The organism is Ignavibacteriota bacterium, assembly GCA_019637995.1.
Taxonomy (GTDB): Bacteria; Bacteroidota; Ignavibacteria; order Kapaibacteriales; family UBA2268; genus JANJTB01.
In genome coordinates this window covers 986,510-1,011,484 of record JAHBUQ010000001.1, presented here as the reverse complement: position 1 = coordinate 1,011,484, position 24,975 = coordinate 986,510, and the positions used below count along the sequence as shown (strand labels likewise).

Here is a 24,975-nt window from a genome sequence, read left to right as displayed (position 1 = left end):
ATAAGTTCCATTAATTAATTAAATGATTTAGATTTATTGACGTTAAACAATAAAAATATTTTTATCACCTCACCACCATCACTTTCCCTCTTTCTGCATTTCCACCACCGGTAATCACATAATAATATGAGCCGACAGGTAGTGATGTAGTTGGGATGCTGAAAATTTTCTCAATGTGGGCAGGAATAAATCCATCGTGTATATTCAGCAGTGAATTGCCAAAAATGTCATATAGTTTGATTGTATAATTTGCTGATTCATTTGTCAAAACTTTCAGGTTCAGGACTTCACTTGTCGGGTTTGGATAAGCTGAATGTGTAAGCTTTTCAGTGAAAAATATAGGTGAATCTTCGACAGATGCGATGATATCTTCGGGCAATCCAAGCACTGAAGCAGTTGTCTGGTAGCTTTCTTTTGCACCTAATGCCATAGTCGGAAGTGATACGATTTTTTCTGTGAATAAGTAAACTTTATTATCATGCAAAATCATATCTTTGATTTCACCGGTCAAACTATCAACTCTAACATCTATGATTTGGTGCAGGTTTGTATCGAGTAATAAATATCCCTGCCTGCCACGGCTCTGACCAATCGCGGCATAAGTAGAATTATTCACCCGCTCAAGTTTCCGAATATCCGTCCTGCTATACAAAATTGTATCTTTCAAAGTATTATCAAGCGGATGATATTTCGCAAAGTACGCATAAGTTGTTTTGTTCCTATCATCTTTGTAATATCCATGCAGTAAAATCAAATTTTCATGAACGGATTTGATGTTTGTGAGAGTGATATTTGTATCAAGGGTGAAGGTATTTTCGTAATTGATTTTATTCTGAGGTGAAATAGAGAAAAAGGAATAGGCATTATTCATTTCTCTAAATATCAAATTTAATCCGTTATCAAGTGTATCAGCAAGGTATTGTATTGCATTTGGCGGAATTGATAATTCTGATAAAATGTTAAAATCGTAATCGGTCTTAATAATTAATGGATTTTGGGGCATATTGCAAACCCAAAAGATAGAATTATTTCGATTACCCAATATAAAAACGGACGAACTAAATATAGACTTAGAAAATTCTTTATATTCATTATTTGAAAAATTATATGTATGTGTGCCTATTGAATATCCTATATTTATACTGTAAACAAGCTTTTCGAAATTTATTAATTGAGGAGCATTTAATCTTTGGTTATATTCAAAAAGAAAATGAGTTTTAGCATATTTATTAATTTCAGAAAAATTATAATCATAAATAATTGAACCAATTTCAGCATAGTATTCTCCATAGTCAAGGTATCCATAAGGTACAAAGTATTCTTTAGTCCAATTTAAATTTAAACCATCTAAAGTTTTAAAAGCATTTCTGAATTGTGCTAATTTTGAATTAATTTTAATAGTAGTGTCACTATTGTTTAATGATGGTGTGTTTATCATATATAATACAAATTCATACTTTTTGATTGAATCCTTGTCAATTCCATCACTTACAACTAAACTCGGACTGAAATCACCCGGAAATTTATATTCGTGTATTGGATTACTTTCAGTTGACGTATTGCCATCACCGAAGTTCCATAACCAAGTGGCAATAGTACCCTGACTTTTGTCTGTAAATTGTACTTTTAAGGGTAATTCATTATTTGATATCGTTGTTTCAAAATCTGCTTTCACTTTCTCCAATACTGTTATAATTGAATTCTTTATGAAAGTATGTCGGTTTCCATTAGGTTCGATTATATCAAGAGAAACGCTATATACACCGGCACTTTTGAAGGTGTGTATTATATCAGTTTCATTTGTGCTGATTAAATCGCCTTCTGAGAAATTCCATTCATAAGTACAACCCTCCATATTTGACACTGCTCTGAAATTAATTGAATCATTTTTATAAATTGTATCTTTGTTCCAGTAAAAACCAACCTTAGGAATATCGTTAAGAATATCAAAAGATTTGTAAATAATACGATTATCTTTCAGAGTAAATAGTGTTCTGTTATTGGTCTCATCAATATATGGTTGAGGATATAAAAAGTCAGATGGTAGCGTGAAATCAATAAACTTTTTTAAATTTAATGAGCCGTATATTGAATAAACATTATTACTCAAATGACTTATATAATTTGTGTTTTTTAAAAACCATATTTTACTTCTCAGAAAGTTACTTTCTACGGAATCAGTAAATCGTTTTGTATTTAAATTGAAGTTGTAAAGTTTTCCAACTCCTCTAACATATAAAATAGAATCATTATTAGATTCCAAAACTTGCTCCATGGGCCAAAGATAACCTTTGTCCTCGTTATATCCATCTCCACTGAATGATGATGCAAAAAGAACTAAGCGTATAATATTATTATCTAATAGTTGAAGTGAGTTTTTTTTGAAATATGTACCACCTTTAGCGTAATAACCTGATGCTCCATTCTCATAACCAATATATGCAAAATTATAATTCTTTAAATTTTGCAGTTTGATTACGGATTTTGGTGCATAACTTATATTTTTTGTTATTATTATTGGCGAATTGATAAAATTAATTTTAAATATAGAGCCGTATGTTCTATTTTGATAACTATCCTGATATCTGTAATCAATTCCAGTCTCAATAGCAATAATTAAATTTTTATGTTCATAATCATAATCAGTATATTTTACAATCAGTTCAAAACTATTCAAATTGAAATATGACGGTTTTTCTTCTTTTAAAAGCGAATCATTATTAAGGGTAAATTGACCAATTTGAGTTAAATTACTATTATTTAAAATAACTATTTCTAAATCTTTTAGTGGTTTTCTACCACTAACAATTTTATACCTCGCCACCACAGTCGTTTTACCATCGCTGGAGATTTTGGCGTAGTCGTTGTCTGCAGTGAGTTCGGTGGGTTTGCCGGATTTGAGGATTATACCACTGTCGTATTCGATGTGGCGGATGGTATTATCCTTGCTCACAGTGATGATTAGATTTTCATCCGGCAGAATTTTCAAATCCCGCAGGTCAGGAATTTTTTCAGATAATTCCCAATACCCTGCTTTTTCAAGCCACTGGGTCTGCAAGTTGCTAATTGCAAAAATATTTAGTACAGCGATTAATAAAACGAGCTTTTTCAAAAATTTTTCCAAATTTGTAAGGCTATATATAATAGTAACACATTAACTTAAAAAAAATCTCAAATTATTTTTCAAAAATAATAAAATATAAGTGATAACCTGCAAAAAACCCCACAAATTTATGAAAACAGTGGGGTTTTAATATGAAAATGACAAAAAAAATTTATTTCAAAATTTTTCCGGTTTTCATATCAATTGAAATGTTATTATCAGCAGGGTTTAAATCCGTATATAGCGACTGAATCACTCCAGATAGCAACATCACAGTAATTTCCTGACTATTTGAATATTTATTGATTATATCAATTGCATCACTTGTTATAATTTCATCACCTCTGTAATGAGACAGAAAAGCCTGAACACCAATTGAAGCAAAATCTGATGCAATAGTACTGTCAAGCTGAAATTGTGCTGTTAGAAGCTCTGCTACATAATTATCAAGGTCATTTGTGATAAAATCTTTTGCATAATTTTGAAAAGTCATACCTTTTGTATCAATTGCAACATTATCAATATATGCAGTAGAGACATCCATTCTTTCGCTGTTTGTTACATTTATAAATCTAACAGGAACGGGGTAGGTAAGAAGCGAACCTGTTTCGATATCATATAGAAAATTATTGCCAAATTGCTCGGAGACGATATCATTAGCATGAAAATGTCCTGTGAAAACAAATTTCATATCGTTTTTTGCAAACATTTCTGAGATTTGTTTGTAATCATCTATCACGAATTCGGAGGTAACCGGATTTACTTTTTGTCCTGCGAAATGTTCCAATATACCGTGATGCAGTATTCCAAGCATAAGCTTGCCTTCGGATTTTCCTTTCTTGAGCAAATCTTCAAGCCAAATCAGTGTTCTTTGGTCGAATCTGCCACCCACAGTATGACTTTCTGCAGTATTATCTCTGTAACGACATGCGTCCATTCCTACAATCCACAAACCTTTTATTGGTTCAGCAATATAAGAAAGTGAATTTTCATCCTGATATAATGCTTCAGAATACCCGAAATCATTGTAAATTTGCTTAATTTCTTGTGGAGAAACGCTTTCAGTTTTGTATTTATCAGTAGCTGAATATCCATAAGCTTCGGGATTTGCAACATCGTGATTACCCGGAACTACAAACACATGCTTGCCTGCATTTTTGAGCTTTCGAATCATATCAGCAAACTTAAGGTGGCTTGTCTTTTCACCATCTTTTGTGAGATCGCCGGGAATAATTATTATTTCAGCCTGACTTTCCAAAAATAGATTGATTGCTGAATTTAGAATTTGCTCGCTATACTTAATCATTTTTCTTGAATTGGCTGCAGCCAAATCATAGGCTTCACCCGGATCACCAAGGTCAGGGTCGAAATAGTGCGGGTCACTGAAGACTGCAATTTTGAAACTTAAATTGCTACCTGAGTTATTAATTGGTTTTTCTTCTTCATTTGAACACGCAAATAACAAGAATAAACTAATATATAATAAATTTTTTATATTTTTCATTATGGTTAAAATGTTATGTTGGTAAAAGTTATTAATATTTAAAGATAAACTAAATTATTTCAAAAAAATTGTATTTTAAAGATAATTATTTAGGGTAAAAATGCAATCATTACTATAGTTTGAGATTTTAAACATTTGCTCTATATTTTCTGTTTTGCCGGCAAAGTAAACAAAAATGTCGAACCTTCTCCTAATATGCTTTCAACCCATATATCAGCTCCGTGCTTTTCGATAAATTCTTTACAAAGTATAAGCCCAAGTCCTGTGCCTTTTTCACCTGAAGTGCCATCATTAGTCACATTTTGGTCAATTCTGAAAAGCTTGTCAATAGTTTCTGAGTCCATACCGACGCCTGAATCTTTTACAAAAATAGTGGCATATTCATTATTCTTATCAGTGTTTGCAGCTATTTCGATTTTACCGCCGGTATTAGTAAATTTGATAGCATTTGATATTAGATTCCTTAGTACAGTATTTATCATTGATATATCGCAAAAAACATTTAGTTTAGCAGGAATATGATTTATAAGTTTCACTCCTTTCTGGCGTGCAAATTCAGTTTGAATTTCGATATTCTGCTGAACTATAAATGATAATATACAATATTCAGGGTTAAACTTAATTATACCTCTTTGAATTCTTGACCATTCGAGAAGATTTTCTAATAATTTATGTAAATTTTCAGCAGAATCAAAAAGATTATTTGTATATTCTTTTATTTCATTTGGGGTTAACTGCATGAAGTTATTTGATAAAATTTTTGTTAATCCTAAAAAAGCCATAAAAGGATTTCTCAGGTCATGAGCTATAATTGAGAAGAATTTATCTTTTTCGCTGTTTATTTGCTCGAGCAATTCATTTTGAGCCAGAATAGAATCATGCTGTACTAAAATCTCTTCCTTTTGTTTAATAATTTCTTTTTGATAATCAAGTAATTCACGGTTTATCTTTTTCTTATTTCTCAAGTCAAAATATGCTTTCAGAATTAAAAGAGAAAGTAAAATCAAGCCAATTAAATAGAACAACTTCTGCATGCGTTCACTCTTAATTATTGCCTGATTTTCAAGTTCATTTTTTTCTGCTTCAAGCATCCGGATTTTCTTTTCGACGGCAAAAGTTTTTTCCATTTCCAATCTCGTCAATAGTGAAGCAACATCATTTGTCTTTATGCTGTCAGTCATTTGTTTGTTTAATTTCAAAGCATTAAATGCATCCTCAAATAGTGATAATGCTTCATATGTTTTTGACAAATCCGATGTTATTGACTCGATTTCATAAACTATGCCTAAATTATTTGCAATATCAAGACTTTTTTCTTGATAAGTTTTTGCCATAGTATAATTTCCGATTGCAAAATAATAGTTTCCCAATCCCTGATAACTATTCTTAACCCCCTGTAACTCATTGATTTTTTTTCGAATTTCCAATGAATAATTAAAATAAAAATATGCCGAATCATAAATATTCAAGTCAAGAAATGCCAAGCCAATATTATTTAAAACTCTGCTGAAAGCAATCGAATCTTCGCGGTTAATAGATTTATTATAAGCTTGTCTAAAATATTCCAGCGCCTTTTCCGGTAATCCAAGTTTTCGATAATTTACCCCGATATTGTTAATAGTACCGGAAATATTCGATGAATCATTGATTCTTTCCCTAAGCTTTAGATTTTCGAGGTCAATTTCAAGAGATTTCTCATCAAATCCCAAATAACTATAAACCACAGCAATATTATTATTTACATTTGCAACACCGAACAAATCATTAAGTTCTTCAAACTTTTCCTTACTCATTACATAGTGTTTTAGAGCTTCTGAATATTGAACTCCATAAAAAAGAGACTTGCCTCTAATTCTCAATGCCTCTGCTTCACCTTTCTTATAGTCGTGTTTGATGCATAAGTAAATTATTGAATCGCACAAAGAAATAGCCTGATGATAATCTGAGCTGCCTAATATACTTGCATATTTGGTTAGTGAGTCAATTTTCTCATACATTGATGAGGAAAAAGACAAAATCGGCATAAGTAATATAAATAATACTACAGTTAATGTCTTATTAATCATACGATTTTTTTGTTTAGGAGTTTCGGATTTTAAACTAATCAAGTAACGGAGTAATATTTTTATTATTACATAAAAAAATGTTTATAATAACAAAATAATGAATTTAATAATTTTAATTTGTTCCGGTTATCTCTAAATAAATACTTCCGGTATATCTTTTTCCTTTAGCCTGCTTGGTTTTAGGTGGTGGATTCTGAGGGTCAACATTATCATATCCCTGAATATTAATCCTGTCAACATTTACACCTTTATCAATAAAATATTTTTTCAATGACTCAGCTCTTTGGCTGCATAATTCCTGATTGAAAGCAGAATTGTTCTCTTTATCAGGATAAGCATGAATTTTAAAACTAACCCGGCGATTCATTTTCATAACATTGGCAATATCACCCAAAAAATAATCCACACCGCTTCTAAGCTTTGATTTGCCAATATCAAAAGGAATTACTTTGAGTGGAAATTTTAAGCCGACTTTTTTTGGCTTGACAAGGAAATCTCGCGAATATTCTTGATATTTAGTAGTGTTCGGCACTTGAAATTCATGCGAGTCAGACAGATATGCAAAATCCATAAAACGAATGAAGTAAACAGAGTCCGGGTGTAAGCCAGTCAGGAAGTAGTACCCATCAAGCGAATTGCTTTTTGATATAGCAACTTGTTTGCCTTCAGAATTAAAAACGCGAATGTCAATCCCAAGAGGCTCGCCAGTGAGATAATTCTTAACAGAGCCTGTAAGTGAAACAATCGTTGATTGAGAATAAAGGTTTATTCCCATGAATAACATTAAAATAATGTATTTAAGCATAAAGTAATATAAATAAATTAAGAAATAAACTAGTTCGTTATTGGTGTGATTTTCATTTCGATTGACGTTTTTATCTTTAAACCAATTGTAATGAATTATGTTTTCCCACTATTTTTTTTAAACTTATGTCAGAACTTCTGCTTTTAATTTTTTTTGGCGTTATTGTGTTAATAATGCTTGTTATTGATTTGGGAGTATTTAACAAAACACCCCACAAAGTAAGCTCTAAGGAAGCCTTAATTTGGACAATTGTTTGGGTATTAGTTGCTTTGGCATTTTCGTGGTTTATTTATTATAATTACGGAGGAGTGAAAACAACACAATATATAACAGCATACTTGATTGAAAAATCCTTATCGGTTGATAATCTTTTCGTTTTTGTTTTGATATTTGCTATGTTCAAAGTACCTGAAATTTATCAGCACAAAGTATTGTATTGGGGCATCATTGGGGCAATTATTTTTAGAGCAATATTCATTTTTACCGGTGTTTGGCTGATAAATTTGACATATCTGCCTGAAATGGAAGTTTTTGGCATTTTAGTTAAACTAAATCCGATTCTGATTTTCTTCGGTTTTTTTCTTATTTTTGCTGGTATTAAAACACTCAGAAAGCATGAATCTCTTGGTGAGTCAAGCGAAAATACTATGGTTAAAATAATCAAAAAGTTTATTCCTGTATCAGGCAAGTTCGATGAAGGTAAATTTTTTACAAAAATTGACGGCAAATGGCTTGCTACTCCACTTTTTGTTTGTGTTGCCGTGATTGAGATGACCGATGTTGTTTTTGCAATTGATTCAATACCTGCGATTTTTGGAATTTCTAAAGATCCGATTATCCTTTATACATCGAACATATTTGCATTATTAGGTCTTAGAGCCTTGTATTTTCTACTGGCAAACTCAATGAATAAGTTTAAGTATTTAAAGTACGGGCTTGGGCTTGTCCTTTCTTATATTGGTTTGAAGATGCTTGTATCAGAGTTTTATCATATTGATTCAATTATATCACTAATAGTAGTCGGAAGTATACTTGTTCTTTCAATTTTGCCGTCAATAATTTATAAATCGGATTCTTAATATTTCGGTTTTATTGTTAATATTTACCATATTTTGATTATAATATGAGTTAAAATTATCAATAATTTACTTTTTCTGACATTTTAAAATTGTTATTAACATAATTTTTCTTACTTTTGTAATTGAAACTTTAACAAAAAGTTAAATTCTTTTAACAATTATGTAATTGTTTATTGATTTTAGCAAAATGTAATGATTTGAAATAAATGAATCGCAAATTTTTGTGTTTTAAAAATAAAAACTTAGGTGTAAAGTGAAAAAAATTAATGTGATTATAATCGGTGCCGCAGGCAGAGATTTTCACAATTTTAATACGGTTTATCGTAACAACCCGTTATTTAACGTGGTTGCGTTCACAGCCGCTCAGATTCCGGACATAGACGGTAGAAAATACCCTGCTTCACTCGCAGGTGAATTATATCCTGAAGGCATTCCGATTTATGACGAAGCCGACCTCGAAATGCTTATCAAAGAAAACAACATTGATGAATGTGTATTATCTTACAGTGACTTACCATACTCAACAGTTATGCACATCGGTTCACGAGTAATGGCAGCAGGTGCAAAATTCTCAATGATGGGTTCTACTCCGACTATGATTGAATCAACTAAGCCGGTTATTTCAATTTGTGCAGTTCGTACTGGTTGCGGTAAAAGCCAGACAACACGCGAAGTTGTTCGCCAGTTGATGTCAATGGGCAAGAAAGTTGTTTCTGTTCGCCATCCAATGCCTTATGGTGATTTGGAAGCTCAGAAAGTACAACGTTTTGCTGCAATTGAAGACTTGACTAAGCACAAATGTACTATCGAAGAAATGGAAGAATACGAGCCGCATATCGCTATGGGCAGTGTAATTTATGCAGGTGTGGATTATGAAGCAATCCTTCGCGAAGCTGAAAAAGAAGCTGATGTAATTATCTGGGACGGCGGAAATAATGATATGCCTTTCTACAAATCTGACCTCCAAATCGTAGTTGTTGACCCGCTTCGTCCGGGACACGAAATCAGCTACTATCCGGGTGAAGTGAATCTCCGTATGGCTGATGTGATTGTTGTTAATAAAATTGACTCCGCTTATCCTGAAGATATCGAAGAAGTGCTTGATAATGTTCGTGAGTACAATCCAACGACTCAAATTATCCTTGCAGCTTCATCAATCATCGTAGATGACCCGAAAGTCATCAAAGGCAAACGCGTTCTTGTTGTGGAAGACGGTCCTACTCTTACACACGGCGAAATGGATCAGGGTGCAGGTATGGTCGCAGCACGCAGATATGGCGCCGCTGATTATGTTGACCCACGCCCATATACAGTTGGCAAGCTCACTGAAACTTTTGAAAAATATCCTGAAATCGGTATTTTATTACCTGCTATGGGTTACGGCGACGAGCAGATGAAAGACCTCGAAACTACTATCAATAATACTGAATGTGATTCAGTAGTGATTGGTACTCCGATTAATCTTGCACGTTTCATCAATATTGACAAACCATACACACGCGTCAATTACGAATTAACTGAAATCTCTGCTCCCAAAATCGGCGATATCTTACGCGATATGGATAAACTGAAATAGTTGAAAGTTATAATGTTATAATGTTATAATGTTATAATGTTATAATGTTATAATGTTGAAAGTTATAATGTTGAATGTTATAAAGTTATAATGTTGAAAGTTATAATGTTATAGTATTTAAAGTTATAATGTTTAAAGTTATAATGTTTAAAGTTATAAAGTTATAATGTTAGGATGTGAAATGTCCAATATTTTTTTTAATATTGGGCATTTTTTTGGAATTTGAAAAATAATATTTGATAATGATAATTATTTTCCATATTTTTGTTATACTTTAAAATGATTTTATAGGATCAAATTTGATTTTAATATAAACATGTATATGTATCAAATATTTTTTTTTATCGGAGTTGCGTATGAAAAAGATTACTTTTCTTGATATATTTTTAATTTTATTAACAGGTGGGATTTGGTTACTATATTTGTTGTATAAATACAACAAGACATATTTTAAATATACACTCCTCGCTTTTATAGGATTTATTGTTGTATTATTTGTTGTTTCAATTATCAATGAATCTTCAAAAAGTCCAGAACAAAGAGAAATTGAAGAAAGAGCAAGATTAGCTCATGAAAGTGTAGAACGAGAGGCTAAAGAAAATCAAAAACTACAAAAAGAAAAAGAGAAGGCCAACTCAAATGAAATTGCTGCTATCACTTTTTCTCAAATCTTTGTTAAAGATAATTTAAAAAGTCCGAGTACTGCTAAGTTTGGAAATATTAGAGAATATACGGCTAATAATATTGATTTAGGGAAATGGACTGTAACTGGTTATGTTGATTCTCAAAATTCATTCGGTGCTGTGATTAGAACTAAATATGCTGTTACTATTCAGTATGATGTCAAAAATGATAAATGGACTTTAGAGCAAATTAACTTTTTCGAATAATTGACATCTTTTTTCTTTTAAAAAAAATAATTATGGTTCATCGTTACTTCTATAAGTTTTTTTAAGAGTATTTATCTTTGTTAGCTGGAATGATGCAAATTCAGTAATTTTGCAAATCATTTATTGAGAGGAAGTAAATAAGTGATAATTTATTTAATAAAAATTTGACAATAGCGTTTATATATTTGTTACCACGCTTTTTTTAAAAACAAACTAAAAAGAGAAATATGAATAAAGTGAAACAAAGTCTTATAATCTTGACAATAGTTGGGACATTAGTGTCGTGCGGAAATAACAAAAACACTGATCAGTATCACAATACTGAAAAATCAAATAAGCAAGTAAAGATTTATGAACAATTTAAAGTTGATTATTCTTTAAATGGAAATTTACTTGACGTTGCCATTTTAACAGACCTGCCTGATGATATTGAAGTTTTATTAACAGTCAGTCGATCATATTGGGAAAAAGGAAACTCCTCCGAGTTTTCTGTAGGCTATCTATATGAGAAGTCGACTGTCGGTAAATTGAAAAGCACTCAAACAATATCTCTTGATAATAATAAATGGCAAGCTGATTTAGCAACTAAACAAAAAGATATGGCTGTATCAGGTCTTGGTTTTGATGTTGACAAGATTTCAGATAGCATCAAAATTTATGCAGTCGTCCCTTTTTCAAATAACCCTTTCCCAGATTTTAAGGAAAAAGGAATGGGACAATATGAAATAATGTTTTACTTGCCAATAAATGCAAAAGTTGAGACAAAGTCAAAATATGGCAACTTCCAGTCGCTTGAGAAGGGCAGGACTTATTCAGTTTCAAAATCTACACCTTTAATGCCAGAACTTAATCCATCTAACCCGATTGAAGCAAAGAACAAAATTAAAGAATTGCCCCTTGAAAGTAGAATAACAATATTATCTGTAAAGACTAAAAATAATATACCTTGGTATGAAGTAAAAGCTTATGATAGAAATGACAATATTGTTGGCACAGGATGGATTAATAGTACCGCACTAATTGGCCAAGAACTTAAAGTTATCAAATAAGAAAAAAAAAATTGTAAAAGCATTTTGACAAAATTGCGATTTCAGAGTGGATAAATGAACATTCTATTTATGTGCTTGGTTGACAGTTTTGTACTCCGAAACCCGCCACTGCGCCAAGCGCCAAAACGTTCAGCAAGATTCGCTTCGCTCATCTTGCGGGCAGTAGTCAGGCGGCAGGCGAAAATAAAAAGCGAATCGAACCGTCGCCGAACATGTCGGTAAGCGGAAATCCGGTGGACTTCGCCTACCGCCTGACTATTAGCGGGCATTGTAACGAAAACTACAACAAAAGAATAAACAGAGAAGAAAATGAAACAATATAAACCTAAAAATTACAATTCGCTTTCGCCCTATCTAATTATTGACAATGCTCAAAAGTTAGTGGACTTATTGACTATTATTTTTGAAGCTAAGACTTTAAGAAGATTTGACCACGAAAACGGGAAAATTGCTCATATCGAATTGCAATTAGATGATTCTGTGATAATGATTAGTGACAGTACTGAAAATTATGAAGCAAATAAGACAATGCTTCACATTTATGTACCAGATGTTTTCGAGACTTTTAACAAAGCTATTGAGAACGGCTGTGAGTTGATTGAAAAACCAGTTAACAAACAAGGCGACCCAGATACAAGGGGTTCTTTCTATGATTTTGCAGGAAATTATTGGGCGGTAAGCACTCAAACTAATTGACAATGAAAAACAAAGCTATAAACTTTACCTATTCGGACTTTGAAGCAGTAAAGAATATTGCTTTGACTTTCCCCGACACAGAAGAAAGCGTATCCCACGAAGGAACACCATCTGTAAAAGTTCGTGGTAAATTAATGTGCAGACTTCACGACAGTGGAGAATTTATTCCAATCCGACTTAACTTTGAAATCAGAGACAAATATTTAGACAGCCATCCTGAAATCTTTCATTTGCCTGACCACTTCAAAGCATATCCATACATTTGTATGTGGACACATAATTATGACAAAAAATTATTAACTGAAATTCTTGAACAAAGTTGGAAAGGACTTGCAACCAAAAAACAAGTAAAAGAATATGACGAAAAGAAAACAACGACCCGCTAACAGGCGTTCAGTTGAATATGATTTTAAGACAAGACATTGAAAAACATATGGGATGGTCATTTAGAGCAGGAGATATACAAATATAAATTTTAGCGTAATTAAAGACAAAATAATAACAATGGCAAAAGTAGTAGCATTTAACCTTATAAGCCTTGACGGCTTTTTTGAAGCAGCAGACCAGACGATTGATTGGTTTAATGTAGATGAAGAATTCAACGCATTTGCTTTAAATCAACTCAAAACAGTAGAAGCAATCTTTTATGGTCGAAAGACCTATGAAGGAATGTACGAGTATTGGACATCTGAAATGGCCATGCAGTCAGACCCAGAAATGTCAACTTTGATGAATGAAACAAAGAAAGTAGTGTTCTCTAAAACTCTCACTTCTTTAAAATGGAAAAACGCTGAGTTAATTTCAAACGACTTACCTTCTAAAATTAGTGAGCTAAAAAACACTTATTCAAAAGATATAATTGTTTATGGAAGCGGAGATTTAATTTCATCCTTAGTAAATTTACAATAATTAGATGAACTTCGCTTAATGATTGTTCCTGTTTTATTGGGAAAGGGCAAACCAATGTTTCTTGATTTAGAAAGACTTAATTCTTTGGTTTTAAAAGAAAAGAAAGATTTTAATTCAGGAAATTTACTTTTAACATACGAAATGATGTACAAGTAAAAACTGGACGAATGAAAAACAACAACCCGCTAACATCACCTATACGCAAGCAGGGGTTTCGTGCTTCGTAGGACAGAAAAGTGGTAAATTTGAAGTTCAGTTCTTCGTAGGAAGTTCAGCGGTGAAAATCCCTGCCTACGTATAGCTGCAAACCGTTCAGCAAGATTCGCTTCGCTCATCTTGCCGGCAGTAGTCAGTCGGCAGGCGAAAATAAAAAGCGAATCGAACCGTCGCCGAACATGTCGGTAAGCAGAAATCCGGTGGACTTCGCCTACCGCCTGACTATTGGCAGTAATGCAAAAGAACAGACAACAATGAGAAATGAATTATTAAAAAATAGAAAGCACGACCCGAGAATAAAATATCGGGGTGAAACTGCATCAAGACTTGACAACTTGACTGATGCTGTTTTTGGAATTGCCATAACCCTGCTCATTTTCAATCTGACAAACCCAAATTCGTTTCAAGACTTATTAACGTTTACCAAGACACTACCTGCGTTCTTAATAAGTATTTCTTTCATTGTTCTCATTTGGAATGAGCATTTAGGCTTTTCGGAAGTTTACACGCTTAATGACACGAGATTAACCATTTTGAATACGGTTTTTATTGCTTTGGTTATCTTTTACGTCTACCCACTACGGTTTTTGACTTTGTTCCTTACCAACTTCTTTTTTAACACTGAAATTGCTGTTAATATTCAGGGTGACCAAGTACCCTACCTTATGATTTACTATGGCTTTGTTGCTTTTGCGCTCTATTTTGTTTTATATCTATTCTATCATAGAGCATTGAGACTGAAAGCAGAATTAAATTTCAATGCTTTCGAAGAATTTTACACTAAATCTCAGAAAAACAGACTTCTAATAATGTTTGTGGTACCCTTGATATCAATAATTTTAACCCTAATAATCAATGAGTTTTCATTTATTTGGGCATCAGTCGTAGGGGGAGTGACTTATTGCCTATACACACCTTTAATTATTCTATGGCATAATAAATTCAAAAACAAATCAAAGGAATTTGAAAATGTATGACTTTGTAAACTCTTCACTCGGGTGGTTTCACCTTGCTACCGCTCTAATTGCTATGATTGCAGGCGCTTATGTTTTGTTCAAGCCGAAAGGAACAAAAAGACATAAACTGATAGGCTACATTTATGTAATTTCAATGATTTTAGTTTGTAGTTCCGCCTTAGGAATATACAACTTAACAGGTAAGTTTGGGATATTTCATATTCTAGCATTCGTTGGTTTCGCAACCTTAATTGCCGGTATGATTCCTTTACTTCTTAAAGGCATAAAAAGAGATTACAAGGTTATTCACTTGTGGTTTATGTATTACTCTGTTTTAGGACTTTATGCCGCTTTTGCTTCTGAATTAAGCGTTAGAATTCCCGAAAAGCCATTTTATACAATGGTGGGTATTGCAACAGGAGTAATATTTCTAATAGGGTCGATATTTATTTTTTGGAAAGAAAGAAAATGGAGAAATTACTTTGTGAAATAGAAAGCACTACTGCCAACATCGTATATAAAACATTTGGCAGATAGTGAGTTGTCGAACGTTTCAGCCCGTATCCAAAGTGGTTGTAACTTGACAGGAAAGTGCATCGAAATGCCAAACGTTTCATATACGTAACCGTTCAGCAAGATTCGCTTCGCTCATCTTGCGGGCAGTAGTCAGGCGGCAGGCGAAAATAAAAAGCGAATCGAACCGTCGCCGAACATGTCGGCAAGCAGAAATCCGGTGGACTTCGCCTACCGCCTGACTATTGGCAGTAATTGTAACACGACACGTAACAAATGAAATAAACCTATAAATGGCGACAACAACAATAACAGGACAGATAAGAAAAATTGCACTTGAAGTTTTGGAAGGAAAACCTGAAGGCATTAGATATTCTGACTTGAAACGGAAAATTCTGGAACAAAACAATTCATTCAATCCAAACACAATTAGCGGTGCGACTTGGGATTTGGAAGCAACATTTCCTGACAAAGTTTATAAGCCAGACAGGGGTGTATTCCGACTTTTAAAATTTACAGAAGACTTTGCAACACAACCTGACCAACAACCAACAGCAGCCGTAAAAACTTCAAAAAAGAAATCAATTAAAGAAGAAGACTTTTACCAACCGTTTGCAGACTGGTTAGTTAATGAACTTGAAGAATGCACAAGTGCCATTGGACTTGGCGGTAATATTTTTCGCGACAAATGGGGAACACCTGATGTAGTTGGAGTAAGGGAAACGAAACGTAGCGACATTATTCAATTTCCAACAGAGATTGTAGTAGGTGAAATAAAAACAGACAGCAATGGACTAATAACTGCTTTTGGACAGGCTTGTGCTTACAGAATATTTTCTCACAAATCATATATCGTTGTTCCAAATAACTCACAGATTGAAGATATTACGAGACTTGATACGCTATGCAGACAGTTTGGTATTGGACTTATTTTGTTTGACAATCAATCCCCCGAAGACCCGCAATTTGAAATTCGAGTTCGTGCAATCAAACACGAACCTGATATGTTCTTTGTAAATAAAAATCTCAAATTAATCGAAGATAAATTATTTAAATAATGGCTGACATTGAAAATTACGACTACTATAATCCGCCTTCAAATAAGTGGATTAACAAAGATAATTGGTGGAAATGGCTAATTGCAGGCTTAGTATTTATTGGTGCTCCAATTTATTTAGCGGTTAGACCTGACGACTTTACTCCTATTGTTCAAGTGTTGTTCAGTTTATTCTTATTTCTTTTAGCTTTTTGGTTGGGTTATACTAAGGAAACCGAAAGAGCCACAAGACAAGCAAGTGATAAGTGGTTGCCACAGGCTGAAAGTGTTATTTATCGCTTATTGACATTACACAATAATGTGAAACGATTTGCTTCAACCGCAAAAACAAGTTGCGACAAAACAAAGTGTGATTTGCCTGAACTTGAAAAAGAAGAAATGAAGGCAGTTAGAATAAAAATACAAACTGACTGTGAAGCAACCTCACAAAGACTTACAGACATTGCTTTCCAACTTGAAGACGCTGTTGAAGATTGGAGACGATTTATTGCAGCTAACTGCACAGGTGACGAATGTTCACGAATATTTGACGCAATTCAAGAAAGACGTGAAAGGCTTGAAGAAGAAATGGAAGAACGGAAATGAGAACAACTACTGCCAACAGGCGTTTGGCTCAATGGCGGGTGACGTGGTTAAATAAAACTCTGAGCTTCTATTCAAGTTAATTGCAGGTTGACAACTTCAAAGGTATTTTAGTTCAGTTTTCCAAATCATTAAAATAAATTCCTGAACATTATGTCATATTTTGTATGACAAATTTATTTGATAAAATTCTATGACAAATAATCCTGTAAATATTGACAACGAGATTTTGGCTGGTACTGCGGTTTTTACCGGGACAAGAGTTCCTGTGAAGAACCTGTTCGACTATTTGGAATCCGGCGAAACAATTGATAGTTTCATTGATGATTTTGATTCAGTTACAAAAGAACAAGTATTAAAAGTCCTTGAAATTTCTGAAAAATTGATTGAAAACACTTATAGTATTTTAAATGAAAATTTTGCTTGATGAATGTATAACCAAGAAACTAAAGACCTATCTTAATGATTTTGAAGTTTATACCGTTGCTGAAATGGGATGGAGTGGCTTAAAAAATGGTGAGCTTCTAAAAAATTGCTCAATAAATAATTTTGATATATTATTAACAATTGACAAAAATATTTCAAGTCAGCAAAGTATAAAAAGATACAATATAGCAGTTGTAGTTTTGAATAGTATCAACAGCAAATTAGAATCTATCATTCCTTTAATTCCACAATTTAAGAATGAGGTTTCACAATTCAACAAAGGGCACTATTATCCAATTAATTACTAAATGAATCTATTTTAAATTTTCATTTTATTTTGGTAGAATGTAGAAATTTACTTAATTTTATAAATCATTTATTGAGATGATGTAGGTTCTATTCATCTATTGTCCTATGAATGAATAACTCCAATAGGAATTTCCTTTTTAAAAACTCATTTCATAAAAAAATATTATTAAAAATCAAAAGAATTATTTAAATATTATCACTTCTTTTAGTTTTGATTCTGAACAATTGTACATCCACATCGTAACGTCGAATTTTATTGTGTAGGGTTTCTCTGCTTATACCAAGCATAGCAGCGGATTTACTAACGTTTCCATTGTATTTCTGAAGTATAGATTCGATTTTTTTCTTATCAACTTCAGCCAAATCCTCTTTGAGAGTTCTGCCATCTGAGAAAAATTCTTTAGCACGATCTTCACTTGTATGGAACATTGCTTTAGAATTTATAATTTTGTGAAGTTCGGTTACTTCAATTTGTTCATGCTGAACAGTCTGCATTGCAACTCTTATCACACTTGCCAGTTCGCGTACATTACCATGCCATGTCTGCTCACATAGAAATTCAATGGCAGATGGAGAGAAAAACTTGCTTTCACTGAAATCATCATTATGTTTTTTGACATAAAATTCAATAATATCATGAATATCTTCGCGCCTTTCAGAAAGAGGAGGTATAGAAATTTCACATTCACGAAGTCTGTGGTAGAGCTGCTCACGGAATTTTCCTTCTTTCATTGATTTCATCAAGTCCATATCGGTAGCGGAAATAAATCTGATGTCAACTTCCTCGCTTTGTACAGAGCCAACTCTTCTGACGACTTTCTCTTCAATAGGTATGAAAAGATTAGATTGTAAATCGAGAGTCATTTCACCAATCTCATCAAGGAAAATACTACCTTTGTTAGCTTCGTGAAATAGTCCTTTTTTGGTTTCGGTTGCTCCACTGAAAGAGCCACGAATATGTCCGAAAAGTTCACTTTGAAAAAGTTCCCTTGGGATATTGGGTATATCCACAGTAACAAAGGGGCTCTTTGCTCTGCGACTTGCGGCATGAAGCGCTTTGGCAACAAGTTTCTTACCTGTTCCGGTTTCACCTGTAATCATTACATTTAAATCAGTTCTGCCATAGCGGATTATACTATCGCCAATTGATAACATTGATTTGCTTTTGCCAATAATTCCATTTGCTTCTAAAAACTTTCTAATGTCCTCAGATTCACCTTTTTTATCAGTCGTTGCAAGACTTGTTTCAAGGACATTTCTAATTTTTTCTTTGCTGACAATACTTTTTTCGATAAAATTCACTGCACCGAGCTTTGTTGCACGAACTGCTGATTCAATCGTTCCTTTGCCGGAAATCATGACAACGGGAATTGAAGGATAATTTTTTCTTATATGTTCTAAAATATCAAGTCCATCAAGAGTTTCCTCAGGTGCGAATTCAATATCAAGCAAAGCAAGTCCTATGCTTTTATGATACCTTTGAGTAAAATTGAAAGCATCAGCGGGACTGTGAACTGTTTTTGTCTCATAGCCGAAAGAACCGACTATATCAGCAAGTGTAGAACTAAAATCTTTATTATCATCAACTATTAATACAATCATTTTTTTTCTTTATCAATTAAATTATCAAGTCTTGAATAGAGTTTTTTGAAATCCCGATTGCCCGAATTATCAAATTCAGGATTCCACAATGCTCTGAAAAAATAGTCTCTATCCGGATTTTTGTACATAATAAAATTATTATGATCAGCCGGAACATTAAGACTTTGTACTTCAATTATCAGACGTCCAATTTCCTTAAGTATTTCGCAAAGACTATCAGGTGGCATAAAACTAAGTCTTGATGAGATGTCTCCCTTAACCTTACTGATTTCTCCATTCATCTTAAGAATATAGTACTCATCAATCTCACCATTCTTAGATTCGCCCCAGGAAAGCACCGCATTCAGAGCTGATTTGTTAATACAATCGGGTGGCTTTGGAACAGAAGTACAGCCTGTAATCAAATAAAATGTAACTGACAGAATTACAAACAGCAAAAAGTAAATTCTATGTTTATTCTTTTTATCCATTATTTGAATATGGTTTTGAATTCAGAAAAAGCTTCATTCTATCAATGCAATTGTTTTTTCCTAATATTTCCATAGTATGGAACATACTTGCTCCACTGGCAATACCTGTAATCATAAGTCTGATAGGATGAATTATATCACCTAATTTTTTACCGTTATGATTAGCAAAATCTTTTGTAATATTTGAAATATCGTCGTGAGTAAATGAATCAATGGTGTTATATTTTTCAATAAGTTGCAGCATTAAGCTCTCAGAATCGTCAAGCCATCTTTTTTTCATATAGTCTAAGTCATATTCTTTAATATCGGTGAACATATATTCAGCAATTTCAGGAATTTGACTTACAAAAGTAATCCTTTCTTTAAATAAATTGAATATTTTTTTCAAATAATCATCGGAGAAAACTTTGCCGAATTTCTTATATATTATATCAGATATTTCAGTAATAAAATCATCTGCATTTGCGGATTTTAAATATTGTTGGTTCATCCAGTCAAGCTTTTGGGTATCAAATACAGCACCGCCTTTATTAACTTTATCGAGATTGAAGAATTCTATAAGTTCGTTAATATTATATATTTCCCTATCAGCAAAAGGATTCCAACCTAAAAGCGCAATAAAATTTACAAAAGCATCCCGCAAATAACCTTTATCTCTGAAATCTTCTACGGCTACTGATCCCTGGCGTTTGCTGAGTTTGGATTTGTCTTTGTTAAGAAGCAAAGGTAAATGAGCAAATTCAGGAACCTGCCAGCTAAAATATTGATATAATAATACATGCTTAGGTGTTGATGGAAGCCATTCCTCACCCCTAATGACATGAGATATTTTCATAAGATGGTCATCAACAACATTTGCCAGATGATAGGTTGGAAAACCATCAGATTTTAGAAGTACCTGATCATCAATGTCGTTTGTACTAACCCTGACTTCGCCTCTTATTCTGTCGGCAAAGATAACTTCTTCATTGAAAGGAACAAATAATCTTATTACGTAATCAGAATTTGAATCAAGTAGTTTTTGGGTTTCTATCTCGCCTAATGTGAATGAATTTCTCATAGCATACCTGTTGTATTTAGCACCAAAAGTTTCTGATGAAGCTTTTCGCATAGCATCAATTTCTACAGTTGTGTCAAATGCATAGTATGCTTTTCCTTTGTCAACCAATTCTAAAGCGTATTTCTTATATATTTCCAATCTTTCAGATTGCACATAAGGACCATAATTACCCGGACTATCCGGTCCTTCATCATAATCAATTCCAGCCCATTTCAAAGCATCAATCAAATTTTCCTGAGCATTTGCGACTAATCTTGTTCTATCTGTATCTTCTATTCTTAATATCATTTTGCCGTTATTTTTTTTGGCAAAAAGATAATTATATAAGGCAGTCCGAAGTCCGCCTACGTGTAAATATCCTGTTGGTGATGGAGCAAATCTTACTCTGATTTCCACTTTTTTCCTTTATGCTTTTAATAAACTTACATAAATACAAAAATTAAGACGATTTTCAAAATTATTTCTGAAAAAACGTACTTCAGTAACATACAAAAATAATACTATTAATTCGATTGTAATACTATAAACTAAAAAACGTCAAAATAAATTGTTAATTTATGTTTTTATTAATTAATTTTGATGAATAACGGTTCTAACAATCAAGACGATTTAACTCCGAAATGGTATCCTTTTTATACCCGAAGCAGGTATGAAAAAAAAGTCTATGAGGGTCTTATTGTCAATGGGTATGAAGCATATTTGCCACTTGTTAAATCTGAAAGAAACTGGAGTGACAGGAAGAAAATTGTCGAAATGCCTCTGTTCACTTCTTATATTTTCATCAGAATACCAAAATTTAGATTGTTTGATGTTTTAAAATTTCCCGGCATAGTAAGGTTCATCAAGTTTAATAATATACCTGCTGTTATTCGTGATTCGGAAATTGATTTAATAAAAAATATTCTAAGCCAGAAAACTGAAATTGAAGTTATAGACGGAATACTTGAACAAGGAACTGAAATTTTTATTTCTTCTGGAATTTTCAAAGGTTATAAAGGCAGATATCTGGAGTCTAAAGGAAAAAATAAACTGATTATTGAAATCGAAAGTATAAACAAGACAATGCTTGTTACTATAAATAAAGATAGTATAAAAATTTAAAATGATATATGATGGAGAAAAAATGAAACTCTTAAAAATACTTATAATCATATTTTTTATTGGATTAGCTTCCTGCTCAAAAGTATCTTTTGACAAAAATCAAACAGTAGTAGTGGGCACTTTCAACATTGAATGGTTGGGTGATGGTGTTGGTGACAGACTGATGAGAAACGAACGCGATTATCAACGTCTTGCAAGTGTTATAATCAATACCGGAGCAGATATTTTGGGTCTTCAGGAGATCGAAAATGAAGATGCTTTGAAAAGAGTAATGAAATATTTGCCTGATTATAAATATATTATGGGTAGTACCGGTTATATACAAAATCCGGCTATTGTATTCAAAAAAGAAGTTAAAGTCGAGTTCATTGAGAATTACGAACCTCTTGCTGTAGTAAAAAATAAAACCAGAGCCGGACTTGTAATTTCAGCCAAAAAAGGAAATTTTGACTGGATTATGATGGTCGTTCACTTAAAATCAACTTCAAGATATGACAGCACTCAAGAAATGCGATTTGCCAGCTATGATATGAGAAAACAACAAGCTGAAGTGCTCAGAAATTGGGCTGATTCAATAGTTAATAATTCAACCGAACAAGATATCATTATTGTAGGCGATTTCAATGACAATCCAATACGCCCGAAATCTAAAAATATGGTTCCGCTTGTTGATGACGGGCAGTTTATATTCCTGACTCAGGACAATAAAAGCTGTGTAAATCCAAACTGGGACTTAATAGACCATATTGTAGTCAATCAATCAGCTGCAACCAGATATTACGCCAACAGCCAGTTTATTTATAATATTCAATATGCTTATACTAAAAGTGAAATAGAGAAGATTTCAGATCATTGTCCGGTTGTAGTAGCATTTGATATAATCATGCCTGACAATGACTAAATAATTTATTTAATTAATTTAAACAATTAAAAATGAAAAAAAATATTCTTGAAAATAAGACAATTTTATTAGGTGTAACAGGCTCTATAGCTGCTTACAAAGCTCCTCTTCTTGTAAGAGAGCTTATAAAAAAAGGTGCAAAAGTTCATGTATTAATGACTAAATCGGCAACTGAATTTACTACTCCTCTGATAATGGCAAATCTTAGCAGAAATAAAGTAATTGTAGATATGTTTGATGCTGAATCCCAAACATCAGGTGCCTGGCATATTGAGCTTGCTCATAATTGCGACGCTATGTTAATTGCACCCTGCACTGCAACAACTCTTGGCAAACTTGCGAACTCCATTTGCGATACACCTCTTGTTTCAGTAGCTATTGCACTTCCTACCGAAATTCCTCTTTTAGTTTCACCTGCGATGGATTCTACAATGTGGATTCACCCCGCAACTCAACGTTCATTGGAATTGGTTCGTCAGGATGGAGCTTTGATTATTCCACCTGTTGAGGGTGATTTATCCAGCGGTTTCGTTGGTCCGGGAAGGTTTCCTGATATTGAGGATATAGTAACAGTATTGGAAGAAACTCTGAAAAATAGCTCTGAGACAAGATATGAGACCAATGTTACATATTCTAAAAACGATAATATTATTAATAATGATGATTCACCTTTGAATCATATTTTTGACAATGCTACCGAACCGATTGAAGAATCAATTTCAAAAGACAAATGGAATGCTGAACTCGATTATGAATTACTTAAAAAAAAGAGTAATTTATGAATTTTTTCAAAGGTACTAAAATATTAATTACAGCCGGACCAACTCAAGAAAAGATTGATGATGTAAGATTTATATCCAATCATTCGAGCGGAAAAATGGGATTTGCTATTGCTGAAAAGGCTTTTGAATATGGGGCTGAGGTTATTTTAGTGTCAGGACCGGTAAATTTAAAATGCTCAAGCGGGATAAACCGAATTAATGTTGTTTGTGCTGATGATATGTATAATGCTACAATGGAATATTTTGGTAAAACTGATATTTTTATAATGTCTGCAGCTGTTGCTGATTATAAGCCAAAGAATCCAGTAAAGGGGAAAATCAAGAAGGAAACGGCTGGTGATAGTCCTATAATTGAACTTGAAAAAACAAAAGATATACTATTCGAAATCGGCAAAATCAAAAATGATAGGCAGTTTCTTGTTGGCTTTGCCTTGGAATCAGAAAATTTGATTGAAAATGCTATAGCAAAACTCCAAAGAAAAAACTGCGATTTGATAATTGCAAATAAATCAGGAGGTGATAGAAGCGGATTCGGAGGTGACTATAATACTATTTCTATTATAAGTAAAAATCTGGATATCACTGATTATTTACCTATGAGTAAAAGTGATTGTGCTGAAATTATTTTAAAGCAAATCATGTCCTAAAAATTCTTTGGTATCATTAATTAATTGGGCTATTCAGGAAAAATAAATTTTAAGTAAGTTAATAGAACTCATTTTCTTTTATTGTTTGTATTAATACTACAATATTTAATAAATATTTTATATTTTTGTAAATTACTTTTTATCAATTTTATATAGGTTTTCTAATGCAAAGAGGATTTTTACTAATTTTGGCATCATTATTTATATTCTTGTGGTCATGCGGTGATGACAGTTCAACTAATCCTGTAAAGTCTGATGTTGACGGTACTTGGAAAGGTCAAACTATCATAGATAAAGACACTGCAAGATATACATGTGAAATTACTTCAAAAAATGGTTTAATTTCTGGAAATGGAGACTTGTATGGTTTTCACAAAAGCATTAAAGGTACTTCTTCACAAACTATAGAAAGGCATTTGGTTGATAATGTAGATGGTATTTTTGCAACTCCTGATGTAAAAATTAAATTTGTGGGATTTTCAAATTATCACTTTGAGGGGCAGTTGTCGGAAAATAAAATGTCAATTGAAGGACAACTTAAGATTAATTACAGTATTATTGATAGCGGTTTCAATTTCAAAGATACTTTGATTACATATTTTGTAACTTTAAATAAACAATGATTTGCAATATTTATTTTTACTTTTTAAGTTGTTATTGAGCAGGGGAGACGATT

The 24,975-nt window shown here is 32.8% G+C and carries 27 protein-coding genes; 19 read left to right on the top strand and 8 right to left on the bottom strand.

What is annotated here, in order from left to right; genetic code table 11:
- Window positions 1–64: 64 nt before the first annotated feature.
- The 4 genes from KF896_04090 to KF896_04075 form a co-directional block, all read right to left on the bottom strand.
- The gene (locus KF896_04090) at window positions 65–3,112 is read right to left on the bottom strand and encodes a PKD domain-containing protein (GenBank protein MBX3042877.1); all 3,048 of its coding nucleotides are present in this window, start codon (window positions 3,110–3,112) and stop codon (window positions 65–67) included.
- A 163-nt stretch (window positions 3,113–3,275) separates the two neighbouring features.
- A complete protein-coding gene (locus tag KF896_04085) occupies window positions 3,276–4,607 on the bottom strand; it encodes a metallophosphoesterase (GenBank protein ID MBX3042876.1) in 1,332 nt (443 codons plus the stop codon).
- A gap of 140 nt (window positions 4,608–4,747) precedes the next feature.
- Window positions 4,748–6,673: a tetratricopeptide repeat-containing sensor histidine kinase gene (locus KF896_04080; protein MBX3042875.1), complete on the bottom strand. Its 1,926-nt coding sequence runs from the start codon at window positions 6,671–6,673 to the stop codon at window positions 4,748–4,750.
- Between the two features lie 112 nt (window positions 6,674–6,785).
- The gene (locus KF896_04075) at window positions 6,786–7,478 is read right to left on the bottom strand and encodes an OmpA family protein (protein MBX3042874.1); all 693 of its coding nucleotides are present in this window, start codon (window positions 7,476–7,478) and stop codon (window positions 6,786–6,788) included.
- A 125-nt stretch (window positions 7,479–7,603) separates the two neighbouring features.
- On the opposite strand from KF896_04075, the gene KF896_04070 reads away from it, so the two are divergent.
- From KF896_04070 to KF896_04035, 8 genes are all read left to right on the top strand, one after another.
- Window positions 7,604–8,557 carry a TerC/Alx family metal homeostasis membrane protein gene (locus tag KF896_04070; GenBank protein MBX3042873.1) on the top strand — a complete coding sequence of 318 codons (954 nt, stop codon included), beginning with the start codon at window positions 7,604–7,606 and terminating at the stop codon, window positions 8,555–8,557.
- Between the two features lie 253 nt (window positions 8,558–8,810).
- Window positions 8,811–10,133, top strand: a complete 1,323-nt coding sequence (locus tag KF896_04065; protein ID MBX3042872.1) for a GTPase — start codon at window positions 8,811–8,813, stop codon at window positions 10,131–10,133.
- Window positions 10,134–10,489: 356 nt separating this feature from the next.
- Complete coding sequence (locus tag KF896_04060; GenBank protein ID MBX3042871.1) at window positions 10,490–11,023, top strand: hypothetical protein; 534 nt, start codon at window positions 10,490–10,492, stop codon at window positions 11,021–11,023.
- 257 nt (window positions 11,024–11,280) lie between these two features.
- The gene (locus tag KF896_04055; protein MBX3042870.1) at window positions 11,281–12,072 is read left to right on the top strand and encodes a hypothetical protein; all 792 of its coding nucleotides are present in this window, start codon (window positions 11,281–11,283) and stop codon (window positions 12,070–12,072) included.
- 309 nt (window positions 12,073–12,381) lie between these two features.
- Window positions 12,382–12,768: a VOC family protein gene (locus KF896_04050; GenBank protein ID MBX3042869.1), complete on the top strand. Its 387-nt coding sequence runs from the start codon at window positions 12,382–12,384 to the stop codon at window positions 12,766–12,768.
- A 2-nt stretch (window positions 12,769–12,770) separates the two neighbouring features.
- On the top strand, window positions 12,771–13,154 hold the full coding sequence (locus tag KF896_04045) for a hypothetical protein (protein ID MBX3042868.1): 384 nt from the start codon (window positions 12,771–12,773) through the stop codon (window positions 13,152–13,154).
- Window positions 13,155–13,272: 118 nt separating this feature from the next.
- Window positions 13,273–13,677, top strand: coding sequence for a dihydrofolate reductase family protein (locus tag KF896_04040; protein MBX3042867.1), 405 nt, complete (start codon window positions 13,273–13,275; stop codon window positions 13,675–13,677).
- A gap of 18 nt (window positions 13,678–13,695) precedes the next feature.
- A complete protein-coding gene (locus KF896_04035; GenBank protein ID MBX3042866.1) occupies window positions 13,696–13,833 on the top strand; it encodes a hypothetical protein in 138 nt (45 codons plus the stop codon).
- Between the two features lie 35 nt (window positions 13,834–13,868).
- On the opposite strand, the gene KF896_04030 is transcribed toward KF896_04035, so the two are convergent.
- Window positions 13,869–14,012: a hypothetical protein gene (locus KF896_04030; protein MBX3042865.1), complete on the bottom strand. Its 144-nt coding sequence runs from the start codon at window positions 14,010–14,012 to the stop codon at window positions 13,869–13,871.
- A 135-nt stretch (window positions 14,013–14,147) separates the two neighbouring features.
- Between KF896_04030 and KF896_04025 the strand changes: the two genes are divergently transcribed.
- The 6 genes from KF896_04025 to KF896_04000 all read left to right on the top strand — a co-directional run bounded on the left by KF896_04025 (window position 14,148) and on the right by KF896_04000 (window position 17,735).
- Window positions 14,148–14,870 carry a DUF1211 domain-containing protein gene (locus KF896_04025; GenBank protein ID MBX3042864.1) on the top strand — a complete coding sequence of 241 codons (723 nt, stop codon included), beginning with the start codon at window positions 14,148–14,150 and terminating at the stop codon, window positions 14,868–14,870.
- Window positions 14,863–15,342 carry a DUF2306 domain-containing protein gene (locus KF896_04020; protein ID MBX3042863.1) on the top strand — a complete coding sequence of 160 codons (480 nt, stop codon included), beginning with the start codon at window positions 14,863–14,865 and terminating at the stop codon, window positions 15,340–15,342. The genes KF896_04025 and KF896_04020 overlap by 8 nt, the downstream gene beginning before the upstream one ends.
- 313 nt (window positions 15,343–15,655) lie before the next feature.
- Complete coding sequence (locus tag KF896_04015) at window positions 15,656–16,420, top strand: hypothetical protein (GenBank protein ID MBX3042862.1); 765 nt, start codon at window positions 15,656–15,658, stop codon at window positions 16,418–16,420.
- Window positions 16,420–17,004, top strand: a complete 585-nt coding sequence (locus tag KF896_04010; protein MBX3042861.1) for a hypothetical protein — start codon at window positions 16,420–16,422, stop codon at window positions 17,002–17,004. Before KF896_04015 ends, KF896_04010 begins: the two co-directional genes overlap by 1 nt.
- Window positions 17,005–17,194: 190 nt before the next feature.
- On the top strand, window positions 17,195–17,428 hold the full coding sequence (locus KF896_04005) for a DUF433 domain-containing protein (protein ID MBX3042860.1): 234 nt from the start codon (window positions 17,195–17,197) through the stop codon (window positions 17,426–17,428).
- Complete coding sequence (locus tag KF896_04000) at window positions 17,412–17,735, top strand: DUF5615 family PIN-like protein (protein MBX3042859.1); 324 nt, start codon at window positions 17,412–17,414, stop codon at window positions 17,733–17,735. The genes KF896_04005 and KF896_04000 overlap by 17 nt, the downstream gene beginning before the upstream one ends.
- Before the next feature lie 187 nt (window positions 17,736–17,922).
- Here KF896_04000 and KF896_03995 read toward each other — a convergent pair whose 3' ends face one another.
- From KF896_03995 to KF896_03985, 3 genes are read right to left on the bottom strand one after another with little or no spacing between them, the layout of a single operon-like run.
- Window positions 17,923–19,338 carry a sigma-54-dependent Fis family transcriptional regulator gene (locus KF896_03995; GenBank protein ID MBX3042858.1) on the bottom strand — a complete coding sequence of 472 codons (1,416 nt, stop codon included), beginning with the start codon at window positions 19,336–19,338 and terminating at the stop codon, window positions 17,923–17,925.
- Entirely contained in the window at window positions 19,335–19,808 is a 474-nt protein-coding gene (locus KF896_03990) for a hypothetical protein (protein ID MBX3042857.1), read from the bottom strand. The genes KF896_03995 and KF896_03990 overlap by 4 nt, the downstream gene beginning before the upstream one ends.
- Window positions 19,801–21,264 carry a glutamate--tRNA ligase gene (locus KF896_03985; GenBank protein ID MBX3042856.1) on the bottom strand — a complete coding sequence of 488 codons (1,464 nt, stop codon included), beginning with the start codon at window positions 21,262–21,264 and terminating at the stop codon, window positions 19,801–19,803. The genes KF896_03990 and KF896_03985 overlap by 8 nt, the downstream gene beginning before the upstream one ends.
- 183 nt (window positions 21,265–21,447) lie before the next feature.
- On the opposite strand from KF896_03985, the gene KF896_03980 reads away from it, so the two are divergent.
- The 5 genes from KF896_03980 (at window position 21,448) to KF896_03960 (ending at window position 24,922) form a co-directional block, all read left to right on the top strand.
- Window positions 21,448–21,969, top strand: a complete 522-nt coding sequence (locus tag KF896_03980) for a UpxY family transcription antiterminator (GenBank protein MBX3042855.1) — start codon at window positions 21,448–21,450, stop codon at window positions 21,967–21,969.
- A 22-nt stretch (window positions 21,970–21,991) separates the two neighbouring features.
- Window positions 21,992–22,870: an endonuclease/exonuclease/phosphatase family protein gene (locus tag KF896_03975; protein MBX3042854.1), complete on the top strand. Its 879-nt coding sequence runs from the start codon at window positions 21,992–21,994 to the stop codon at window positions 22,868–22,870.
- Window positions 22,871–22,902: 32 nt separating this feature from the next.
- Entirely contained in the window at window positions 22,903–23,652 is a 750-nt protein-coding gene (locus tag KF896_03970; GenBank protein ID MBX3042853.1) for a hypothetical protein, read from the top strand.
- Window positions 23,649–24,299, top strand: a complete 651-nt coding sequence (locus tag KF896_03965; protein MBX3042852.1) for a phosphopantothenoylcysteine decarboxylase — start codon at window positions 23,649–23,651, stop codon at window positions 24,297–24,299. Before KF896_03970 ends, KF896_03965 begins: the two co-directional genes overlap by 4 nt.
- Window positions 24,300–24,463: 164 nt before the next feature.
- The gene (locus KF896_03960) at window positions 24,464–24,922 is read left to right on the top strand and encodes a hypothetical protein (GenBank protein MBX3042851.1); all 459 of its coding nucleotides are present in this window, start codon (window positions 24,464–24,466) and stop codon (window positions 24,920–24,922) included.
- The last annotated feature ends 53 nt before the right edge of the window (window positions 24,923–24,975 follow it).